Source organism: Deltaproteobacteria bacterium (genome assembly GCA_016223005.1).
Classification (GTDB): Bacteria; Desulfobacterota; GWC2-55-46; order UBA9637; family GWC2-42-11; genus JACRPW01.
Map to the genome: position 1 here is coordinate 38,858 of JACRPW010000001.1, position 10,460 is coordinate 49,317.

At 39.7% G+C, this 10,460-nt stretch carries 12 protein-coding genes and 1 tRNA gene; all 13 read left to right on the forward strand.

Translation table 11 applies throughout. The features are described from left to right. The first annotated feature begins 6 nt into the window (after nt 1-6). On the forward strand, nt 7-669 hold the full coding sequence (locus HZC45_00195; protein MBI5681592.1) for a bifunctional precorrin-2 dehydrogenase/sirohydrochlorin ferrochelatase: 663 nt from the start codon (nt 7-9) through the stop codon (nt 667-669). After that, nucleotides 666-1,484 carry a c-type cytochrome biogenesis protein CcsB gene (gene ccsB, locus HZC45_00200; protein ID MBI5681593.1) on the forward strand — a complete coding sequence of 273 codons (819 nt, stop codon included), beginning with the start codon at nt 666-668 and terminating at the stop codon, nt 1,482-1,484. The genes HZC45_00195 and ccsB (HZC45_00200) overlap by 4 nt, the downstream gene beginning before the upstream one ends. Before the next feature lie 9 nt (nt 1,485-1,493). Next, nucleotides 1,494-2,795 (forward strand): glutamyl-tRNA reductase, encoded by a 1,302-nt coding sequence (locus HZC45_00205; GenBank protein MBI5681594.1) that lies wholly within the window; start codon nt 1,494-1,496, stop codon nt 2,793-2,795. A 15-nt stretch (nt 2,796-2,810) separates the two neighbouring features. Beyond that, entirely contained in the window at nt 2,811-3,833 is a 1,023-nt protein-coding gene (locus HZC45_00210) for a site-specific DNA-methyltransferase (GenBank protein ID MBI5681595.1), read from the forward strand. A gap of 10 nt (nt 3,834-3,843) precedes the next feature. After that, complete coding sequence (locus HZC45_00215; protein MBI5681596.1) at nt 3,844-4,590, forward strand: hypothetical protein; 747 nt, start codon at nt 3,844-3,846, stop codon at nt 4,588-4,590. A gap of 46 nt (nt 4,591-4,636) precedes the next feature. After that, nucleotides 4,637-5,581: a hydroxymethylbilane synthase gene (gene hemC, locus HZC45_00220; protein ID MBI5681597.1), complete on the forward strand. Its 945-nt coding sequence runs from the start codon at nt 4,637-4,639 to the stop codon at nt 5,579-5,581. Nucleotides 5,582-5,666: 85 nt separating this feature from the next. Then, nucleotides 5,667-6,716, forward strand: coding sequence for a selenide, water dikinase SelD (gene selD / locus HZC45_00225; GenBank protein MBI5681598.1), 1,050 nt, complete (start codon nt 5,667-5,669; stop codon nt 6,714-6,716). A 13-nt stretch (nt 6,717-6,729) separates the two neighbouring features. Next, a tRNA-Sec gene (locus HZC45_00230) sits at nt 6,730-6,825 on the forward strand. Between the two features lie 62 nt (nt 6,826-6,887). Beyond that, a complete protein-coding gene (locus HZC45_00235) occupies nt 6,888-7,334 on the forward strand; it encodes a hypothetical protein (GenBank protein MBI5681599.1) in 447 nt (148 codons plus the stop codon). Between the two features lie 17 nt (nt 7,335-7,351). Then, on the forward strand, nt 7,352-7,909 hold the full coding sequence (locus tag HZC45_00240; protein MBI5681600.1) for a tetratricopeptide repeat protein: 558 nt from the start codon (nt 7,352-7,354) through the stop codon (nt 7,907-7,909). A gap of 13 nt (nt 7,910-7,922) precedes the next feature. Further along, nucleotides 7,923-9,341 (forward strand): cytochrome c biogenesis protein ResB, encoded by a 1,419-nt coding sequence (locus HZC45_00245; GenBank protein MBI5681601.1) that lies wholly within the window; start codon nt 7,923-7,925, stop codon nt 9,339-9,341. Next, on the forward strand, nt 9,338-10,168 hold the full coding sequence (ccsB, locus tag HZC45_00250; GenBank protein ID MBI5681602.1) for a c-type cytochrome biogenesis protein CcsB: 831 nt from the start codon (nt 9,338-9,340) through the stop codon (nt 10,166-10,168). The genes HZC45_00245 and ccsB (HZC45_00250) overlap by 4 nt, the downstream gene beginning before the upstream one ends. Nucleotides 10,169-10,354: 186 nt before the next feature. Continuing rightward, nucleotides 10,355-10,460, forward strand: a 106-nt coding sequence (locus HZC45_00255) for a redoxin domain-containing protein (GenBank protein ID MBI5681603.1), incomplete at its 3' end; no start/stop codon positions are given.

Consider the following 10,460-nt stretch of genomic DNA (forward strand, 5'->3'; position numbering starts at 1 on the left):
TAGTTCATGGAGTATTATCCAATATTTCTTGACATAAAAGACAAACCCTGTGTTGTTATCGGCGGCGGCAAGGTCGCAGAGAGAAAGGTGTTGTCCCTTCTTGATGCAGGCGCGAAGGTTTGTGTAATAAGCCCTGATGTTACACCCGCCATAAAAAGACTTGCCTGTCAAAAAAAAATAAAGATTATCTCTCGGGCATACAAACAAGGAGATGTAAAAGGCCTCTTTCTTGTTTACAGTGCAACAGATAATAGGACAGTAAGCCTGATGGTCTTTAAAGAGGCTCAAAAAAATGGCATACTGCTCAATGTGGTTGATGTGCCTGAATTGTGCAATTTCATAGTGCCGTCAGTGGTTGAAAGGGGCGCTCTCTTGATTGCCATATCAACTTCTGGGAAATCGCCTGCTATGGCAAAAAAAATCAGGGAAAGATTGGAAAAGGAATTCGGCACGGAATATGGCGTGTTCCTTGATATTATGGGCAAGATAAGGGAGAAGGTGTTGACCGGTAGTAAGGAGCCTGATAAAAATAAAAAGATATTTGAAGAACTTGTGAACTCTGCGCTTCTTGATTTAATAAGGCAGAAGAACAAAAAGGAGATTGACAGCCTTTTAAAGAGATTGCTTGGCAGTTCATTTACACTGTCAAAGATGAAGGTGAAACTTTGAACTTTCTATTATTCCACATAACAGTTTTTTTATATCTGGCGGCTTCATGCGTGTATACTGCATTTCTATTTTCTCACAATGAGAAGATAGTTAAGGCAGGCAGTAGAATCCTTTTCTTCTCTTTCCTGCTTCATACAATCACAATTATAACCAGAGGCATTGAGGCAGGGAGACTTCCTGTTACAAACCTGCATGAATCCCTGTCTATTCTTGCATGGATGCTCGTGGGGATTTATCTAATTGTGGACAGACAATACAGCATTGCATCACTTGGATCTTTTGCTGCACCCCTGGCGCTTTTACTTTTGATAACCGCATCCCTTCTGCCAAAGGAGATTGTTCCGCTTGTTCCCCAACTTGAGAGTTACTGGCTCTATATCCATGTGCCCCTTGCAATGCTTGGCAATGCCTTTTTTGCCCTGACATTTTTATTAAGCATAATGTATATGATACAGGAGCATTATCTTAAATCAAGAAAACTCGGCGGGCTTTATTTTCTCTTGCCGTCTCTTGATGTGCTTGATGAACTGGGTTACAGGTGTCTTACTTATGGCTTTCCGCTTCTGACCGCAGGGATAATAACAGGCGCTATATGGGCTGAATATGTTTGGGGTAGTTATTGGTCATGGCAGCCAAGACAAATATGGTCTTTAATTACATGGTTTTTGTATGCAGCGCTTCTGCACGGAAGGCTTACAGTAGGCTGGCGGGGAAGAAAGGCAGCGATGTATGCAATTGCAGGGTTTGGTATTTTGCTTGGTTCATTTTTAATAATAAATCTTTTATCACTCGGCGGGCATGGGTTTTTGAGGTAATAGATATCTATGAACATCATCATCGTTGGCTTAAGCCACAAAACAGCGCCTGTGGAAATCAGGGAAAAACTTTCATTCCCTGCGGAAACAATTGCCGTGTCTCTGAATAAGTTATGCAGTAATTCCAGCATAAACGAAGGGGTCATAGTATCTACATGCAACAGGGTAGAGATATTTGCAATAACACCTGATGTTGAAAAGGGTCTATGGCAGGTAAAGAGGTTTTTGTCAGAATACCACAATGTCCAGATAGATGCATTGGAGGAGCATCTTTACACATATACAGGAGATGGCGCTGTCCAACATCTTTTTAAGGTAGCAGCAGGACTGGACTCAATGGTTATTGGTGAACCCCAGATATTCGGACAGATTAAGGATGCATACGGTTACGCAGTCCAGTATAAGACAGCAGGGATAATCATAAACAAACTCTTTCACAAGGCATTCTCCGTTGCAAAGAGGATAAGGACAGAGACAAATATCGGTTCAAGCGCTGTGTCTATAAGTTACGCTGCAGTTGAACTTGCGAGGAAGATTTTCGGCAAAATGGAAGGCAAGGCAGCAATGTTAATCGGTGCAGGAGAGATGGCGGAACTCGCAGCAAGACATCTTTTAAATAACGGGGTCAATGAAATACTGATAGCCAACAGGAGTTATGAGAGGGCAGTGGAGATGGCAAGAACATTTAAAGGCACTCCTATAATGTTCAGGGAATTCGGACACTATCTGAAAAGGGTTGATGTAGTTATCGTTTCTACAGCAGCCCCGCGGTATATAATAATGCCCATTCAGATAGAAGATGTAATAAAGGAACGGAAGAACAAGCCTATGTTCTTTATTGACATATCTGTTCCAAGAAACATTGACCCGCTTATAAACAATATAGACAATGTCTATTTGTATAATATAGATGACCTTCAGGGTGTGATAGAGGCAAATCTGAAAGAGCGTCAGAAAGAGGCAAGGCTGGCAGAAAATATAACTCATGATGAAGTAGCAAAATTTTGCAGGTGGATAAAATCACTTAATGTTGTGCCAACGATAATATCCCTCCGTAAAAAGTTTGATGAGATAAAAAAGGGTGAACTTAACGAGGCATTATCATCATTGAAAGACCTTTCAGATGAGCAGAAAAAGACAATTGAAAAGATGGCTGATGCGATTATTAAAAAGGTCATGCACGACCCTGTAACACATTTGAAAAAAGAATCTCATAATATTGAAGGAGATTTTTACATAGAGGCAGCAAGGAAGTTGTTTGATTTGGATAAAGAAGGGGAAGATGTTTCAAGAAAGGTTGAAGAAAGTTAATTGGATGTTAAGTTTATGTCAATAGAACCTTTACCAAGACTTGATGTTGCCCCCGTAATTAGAGAAAAAATATTGCCGTATTGCAGGCTAAAATATGGCGAGATTTGGGAGGATAAAGTAAGTGGGCATAGAGTTGGTATTCTAGATGCCGCTAAAATTGAGGATATACAAGAATTATTTGAGAAACAAAAAGCCACACTTGCTGTTAGCGACCCTCCGTATAATGTTATTGTAGGAAATGAAAATACCGATAATCTTTTTAAGTGGACGTTAGAGCAGTATATGGAATTTTCAAAAAAGTGGGTTGAAAATACGATTTCAATTCTAGATAAAGATGCAAACTTCTATATCTGGCTAGGCGCAGACCAAAAAGAGCATTTTCAGCCTTTGCCTGATTTTATGATTATGATGAGAGGCTTCAAAGATATTCGTTCAAGAAGCTTCATCACCATGCGCAATCAAAGGGGATATGGCACGCAGAAAAACTGGATGGCGGTAAGACAGGAACTGCTTTATTATACAAAGGGAGAAGCATGTTTCAATGTTGACGCTGAATATACGGACATTCCGAAGATTTTAAGAGGTTACTACAAAGAGGTAAATGGTAAAAAAACAGAAAACTTTGAGAGAAGCAAGTCGGAAAACATTCGCGCGGGGAATGTGTGGGTTGATATTCAGCAAGTATTTTACAGAATGGAAGAAAATGTCCCCGGTTGTTATGCGCAAAAACCTTTGAAGTCGATTGAAAGAATTGTTAGGGCGGGCAGCCAGCAAAGGGATTTGATTGCAGATTTTTTCAGCCATGCAGGAACCACTTTGATAGCAGGGGAAATCCATAAAAGAAGGGTTTACACAATGGACATTGACCCGATTTTTGCTGAAGTTACGATTAGAAGATTGGAACATTTGAGGAAAACAGGCAAGACCGGTTGGCAATTTAAAAATCCTTTCCCTGAACTAGGTGAGTTGCAATTAGAACAAGAAGAACCTATAGAAAATAATAAAAAAATGAAGCCTCTAACACTTTTTGGCTTTTAAGAGATACTTTATGGAAGAACTAACCAAACAACTACAAAAATTAATTGACAGACTTGAACATGCCAAAAATTTCAGAGAAGAAATTTTAACATTAAGGTCAATATTTCCATTTAGCGAATATGAATATATCATTTCAACTTTACTCTGGAAAAGAAGGCTGACTTTTGATGAATATTTAGAACTGAGAATTTCTTACATTGATCGCAACCTATATCTATACATTTTTGAAATTTCCGCACCAAGAGGTTTCGGCGACACTTGGGCATTTGGACACTTAAGAGAATTGGTTCCGGATTTTCAAAGACCCTCCAAAAAAATAGACCCTGATTATTCCGGGGAATACGACTTTTATCTTGAATGGGCAGATGGCAAAAAGAAAACTCACGGAATCAAGATAGAGGTAAAAGCATCAAGGGCTGTTGATTTTGAGAGAGCCGACCAACCTTTGTATATTAAAGCCCTCACGCATGATTCAAAGCGACCATTTGATATGAATTTCCAACAAATCAAGCCAAAATGCTGCGATGTGTTTATATGGATTGCTGTATGGCGGGATAAAATAAGATATTGGGTTTTATCCTCAAAGGAAGTTGAAAGCAGCAAGTATTATTCAAAGGGACAACACCGGGGAAATGTAGATGAAGGACAATTGCACCTAAACCATGACAACATTAAGGAATTTAATAAATACCTTATTGAATCAACGCATATTAAAAAAGCTGTTATTGAGGCTTACAAAAGGCAACATAAGATTTAAACCACGATTGTTATGGGAAAATAATAACATATGAAAGAGGTATCTCTTGAAGAAAGTCATTAAAATCGGCACACGCGGCAGCGCATTGGCGCTCTGGCAGGCGAATTTCGTCAAATCAGAACTTGAAAAAAGATACCCTGACTGCACGGTTGAACTTGTGAAAATCAAGACCACAGGGGATAAAATATTAGATGTGCCTTTGGCAAAGGTCGGTGGCAAAGGGCTTTTTGTTAAGGAGATTGAAGAGGCGCTGTTAGAAAAAAAAGTTGATTTGGCAGTTCATTCAATGAAAGATGTGCCGACTGATTTTCCAAAAGGCCTTCATCTTTCTGCAATTTTAGAAAGGGAAGACCAAAGGGATGCGTTGATAATAAAGGGGCAAGGGGCAAGGGGCAAGGGGCAAGGGTTTAAAGACCTGCCGCAGGGTGCAACTATTGGCACAAGCAGTTTGAGACGCTCGTCTCAACTGCTAAATATAAGACCTGATTTAAAGATTGTTCGGTTGCGCGGCAATCTTGACACAAGGATTAGAAAAATGGATGAAGGGCAGTTTGACGCCATAATCCTCGCTGCTGCCGGTGTTAAAAGGCTTGGCTTAAAAAATAGGATTACAGAACTCCTCTCCCCTGATATTAGTTTACCTGCAATTGGACAGGGCGCTGTTGGCATTGAAACAAGGATTGATGATGAAGACACAAATAAGATGGCTGCATTTTTAAACCACAATGAAACATCTATTTGCGTTCGCGCTGAAAGGGTGTTTTTAAAGAAACTAGAGGGCGGATGTCAGGTGCCGATTGCCGGATATGGTGTTATTGAAAATAAAAACCTAAGCCTTACAGGGCTTGTAGCATCTGTAGACGGCAAAAATATTATAAAGGATTTTATTATCGGCAGTGTTAAAGATGCAGAATCCCTTGGCATAAAACTTGCCGAAACCCTTCTGAATAAAGGCGCATGGGAGATTTTAAAAGAGGTATATGGGGGGTAGCAACTGCAATTTCTCTTTTTGGTTGTCAGAAATAAAAAATAGGGGAAGTGTCCCTTATTTCCTATTTGTCTCAAGGGGTAGTTAAATGGCATCTGGCAAAAAAATAAGACTCACAAGTTATGCATCATGCGCAGGTTGAGCGGCAAAGATGGGGCCAAAAGCCCTGATGCAGGTTCTGCATCATCTGCCAGATGTAAAAGATGAAAATCTTTTGGTAGGCATTGATACTGCTGATGACGCAGGGGTGTATAAAATTTCAAATGACACGGCTGTTGTGAATACGCTTGATTTTTTTCCGCCGATTGTTGATGACCCATATATATTTGGAAGTATTGCTGCGGCGAACGCCTTAAGTGATATTTATGCAATGGGTGGGACTCCTAAACTTGCTATGAATATAGCGTGCTTTCCACCTGATTTAGATTTGTCCATACTTGAGGATATTATTAAAGGAAGTGTTGATAAATTAAAAGAGGCGGGTGTTTTGCTTGTTGGCGGTCATTCTATAGAGGATAAAGAGGTCAAGTATGGACTTTCTGTTACAGGTTTTGTTCATCCTGATGAGATAGTCAGGAATGCAGGCGCAAAGCCGGGGGACAGCCTTATATTGACAAAACCGCTGGGCGTGGGTGTTATTACGACTGCGCTGAAAAATAGAAATATAAAACTAGAAGATGCTGATAATGCGATTGTTTCAATGCAGGCATTGAATAATATATCGGCAAAGGTTATGACAGAAATAGGTGTCAATGCCTGCACAGATATAACAGGTTTCGGACTCATAGGTCATTTAACAGAAGTTGCAGATGCAAGCAATGTTTCTGCGGTTATAAACTCAAAAAAGGTGCCTGTCTTTGACATAGCGATTAAACTGGTTAAGAAAAGGGGCAATATGCCCAAGTCTATTGCTGCAAACAAGGAGTATTTTAAAGAAAGGGTTGAGTGTTCTGATAATGTGCCTAGTGCATTGGAAGACCTCTTTTACGATCCCCAGACATCAGGGGGGTTGTTATTATCTGTGGCACAGGAGAAGATGCCTCAATTACTAGAAAGATTAAAATCACAAGGTGTGGCAGGATATAAGATTGGTGAGGCTGTGATGAGGCGGAACGAATGGCTGATATCTGTAAAGTGAATTATTGTAATCTGGAAGGCGATATCACCCGGTGGTGCTGCCAGTCTTCAAAACTGTGCTGTCCTGTGAATACAGGAGAGGTGGGTTCGACTCCCTCCGCCTTCCGCCAGTTTTAAAATTTCTTAATATTCATTTAACCTGCTTTTAACAAATCTGTGAAATAATAGGTGCATGACAAAAAAACAAGAAAAAGGTAAGGCATCAAACAAAAACCTTATTATTGGTATAATCCTGCTTGCACTAATTGGTTTTGGCGGCGGCTATTTCTTTTCTGTGTATTTAACAGATAAGGATGGAGATATTACTGACATTGCATTACTGCGCGGCGGTGAAACCAGCCCCACACTCTCACCTGTAAAATTTACAGGCAGAACAGCAAAGGCATACCAGATAGCAAAGGAGATACCTGAGGTGCTGGACAGCCTTTATTGTTACTGCAGGTGCAAGGAAAATTTTGGACATAAAAGCCTTCTGTCGTGTTATGTGGATGACCATGCAGCATATTGTGATGTGTGCATGGATGAGGCAATTATTGCATATGACCTCTATAAGCAGGGTAAGGATGTAATCAGTATCAGAAAATATATAGATAAAAAATATTCGTCATTTTCCCATTGACCCTAAAGAGGTGAGGCTTGAACAGAAAGATTATTTTACTTGTTGCTGGTGTTATTGTGCTGTCACTGATAATGGGATATATGTTTGGTGCAAAGACAAAAAAACCAAGTATCATCAAGATAGATAAAAAAACTGCTTCATCCGAGGGTGCAGCAAATTCACATATAGATTATAATGAGGTAATAGGGGAGATTCAAGGACATCTTAAGACAAACCCGAATGACGCAAAGGCACTTGCCGCACTTGGAGATACATATTTTGAACTCCAGAGGTTTGAAGATGCAGTAGATGTTTACAAAAAGGCAATTGCAATAGACCCTGATGATATTGATTCATGTAATGACCTTGGGTTATGTCTGCATTACACAGGGAGAACACAAGAGGCAATTAAATATATTGATGACTGCATAAAAAGAAATCCCAACTATCAGAGGATATATCTTTCAAAGGGTTTTATATTGTCTGTAAGAGGGAAACTGCCAGAGGCAAGACAGTCATGGGAAATAGCGTATAAGATGGCACCTGACAGCGATGTGGGTAAGGCTGCAGAGGAGTTTCTGTTAAAGAATAGATAAATGGGGGGTATTCTTGGAAAAGGGTGATGGACAGAAGGTGAAAAACAGCAGTAATGTTGGCAGTAAGGTCTGGGATTTTTTCAATTCCCTTAAACTTAACCTTACAGTTCTTTTGAGTCTGGCTGCTACCTCCATCATTGGCACTATCATTGAGCAGGGCAAGCCCATTGAAGTTTATACAAAGGAATACGGTGAGAAGATAGCATCGTATATTGTAACATTCGGCTTTCATAATATGTATCATACATGGTGGTTTCTTGCACTTCTGGGGCTGCTTACAGCAAATATAATAGTATGCACTATTGATAGGTTCCCTCAAAAGTGGAAATCCACCTTTGGTGGGAAGATTGAGGCAGAGCCGTCATTTATAAAAAGTCTTGGCAATAATAGTTATTTTACCATTCAAGGAGGCAATCTTCAGGATATAAAGGCAAGGGTGATAGATTATCTTAAGAGAAAAAGGTATAAGATAAAAAACTCTGACACAGATAAAGGTGCTTCAATCTATGCGTGGAAGGGGACAATAGGACGTTTTGGTTCCGATGTTACGCATGTGAGCTTAATCCTCATTCTTACAGGTGCAATACTAGGGAGTATCTTCGGTTTCAGAGATTATGTGAGCATAATAGAGGGGGAAACAGTCAAGACCCCAAGAACGGATTTCAAACTTAAACTGGATAAGTTCTGGATAGACTATTATGATTCGGGTGCTATAAAACAGTTCAACAGCAGTTTGACTGTTATTGAAGATGGCAAAGGGGTATTATCAAAACAGATATGGGTTAACGAACCTCTCAAATATAAAGGCGTCTGGTTTTATCAGAGCAATTATGGGCTGGCATATGACAGGATAAAAGAGGCACAACTGGTTCTAAAGAATAAAAAAGAGAATAAGATTATCGGTAAACCCTTTACAATAAAATGGGATGAGCAATCTAAAATACCTGATTCAAATTTTACTGTCAGGGCCACAGGTTTTGTTGCAGACTTTGGTTTTGATGAAAAGATGAAACAGATATATACAAGGTCTAATGAGCATAATAACCCGGCAATTGGTGTAGAAGTTTATGATGGTGATAAACTTATATCCCGCCCGTGGCTTTTTCTTAATTATCCTGAAATATTTGCCGCAATACCGGATACAGACTATGACCTGATATTCATGGGTTACAAGGGGATTTACTTTACAGGACTGCAGATGACAAAGGACCCCGGCACAAATATTGTGTGGCTCGGTTCAATCCTGATGGCTGTTGGTTTCACACTTGCCTTTTTTATATTTTATAAAAGGGTGTGGGTCAGGATTAAAAGGGGAGAAAATGGTATGGATATTTATATAGGCGGTATGATAAATAAAAATAAGATTATGTTTGAGAGGGAATTTTCAGAATTAGTTGAGTCTTTAAAGGCAAATGTGGAGGTTGTAAAATGATAAAATCCCTTATGTTCTTTGATATGGCATTTTGGTTCTATCTTATAACTGCCGTATTGTATATACTTAACTGGATTGTTAAGTATGACTGGATTGGAAAGTCTGCTACAGTAATGGCATTTATTGCGATTTTTGCAAATACAATGATACTGGTTACAAGGACTATAGAGTCAGGTCATGCGCCTTTTTCAAATCTTTACGAATCAATGGTTTTATTTGTATGGGCTACAGCAATAGGTTATCTTATTATTGAATTCAGGTATAAGATTAAGGTCATAGGTGCTGTTGTGATGCCGTTGGCATTTATTGCTATGTTTTCTGCATCGCAACTGCCGTACAGGTTTCAGAATGTTGAGAAGTTGAACCCTGCACTGCAGAGCATATGGCTGGAAATCCATGTATTTACAACATTTGTAGGTTATGCTGCCTTTGCCATAGCATTTGGTTTGTCTATAATGTATCTAATAAAGGAGTTGATGATTGAAAAGGGGAGAAGGAATGCCTTGATAGATGCATTTCCTGCGACTACAATACTGGATGAATTGAGTTATAAGGGCATTATGTGGGGATTTCCGTTTCTGACAATAGGTATAATCACAGGGGCATACTGGGCAAATAACGCATGGGGCACATACTGGAGTTGGGACCCGAAGGAGACATGGTCGCTTATTACATGGTTTATCTATGCAGCGTATCTTCATGCAAGGGTTACAAGGGGATGGAGGGGCAAGAGGGCTGCATGGCTCTCAGTCATTGGCTTTCTGGCAGTGATATTCCTTTACTGGGGGGTTAGTTTTATCCTGCCAGGGTTACATGCGTATGCATAAAAGACAGTGATGAGTTAAGAGTTGAGTTGAGAGTTATGAGTTATAAGAAAAAAAAAAAAAATTGAACAAGAGCAAAACATAGGAAATGAAAATAAAGGACTTTCTACCTCTGTCCTTACAGGTATATTTGTTGCCATATTGCTGATAATAGTCCTTGTTGTTGTCTTTGGCAGAAGCGAGAAATTCATGTCTGTTGAGGCAGGGACGCGGGCACCTGAATTTACACTTCCAGATTTAAAAGGTGGGAATAAAAGTCTTTCGGAATATAGGGGCAAGGTTGTATTTATAAACT

Excerpts from the sequence above, each read along its gene's own strand:
- HZC45_00195 (MBI5681592.1), top strand. The coding sequence starts at position 7 with ATGGAGTATTATCCAATATTTCTTGACATAAAAGACAAACCCTGTGTT.
- HZC45_00205 (MBI5681594.1), top strand. The coding sequence starts at position 1,494 with ATGAACATCATCATCGTTGGCTTAAGCCACAAAACAGCGCCTGTGGAA.
- HZC45_00210 (MBI5681595.1), top strand. The coding sequence starts at position 2,811 with ATGTCAATAGAACCTTTACCAAGACTTGATGTTGCCCCCGTAATTAGA.
- HZC45_00215 (MBI5681596.1), top strand. The coding sequence starts at position 3,844 with ATGGAAGAACTAACCAAACAACTACAAAAATTAATTGACAGACTTGAA.
- HZC45_00235 (MBI5681599.1), top strand. The coding sequence starts at position 6,888 with ATGACAAAAAAACAAGAAAAAGGTAAGGCATCAAACAAAAACCTTATT.
- ccsB (MBI5681602.1), top strand. The coding sequence starts at position 9,338 with ATGATAAAATCCCTTATGTTCTTTGATATGGCATTTTGGTTCTATCTT.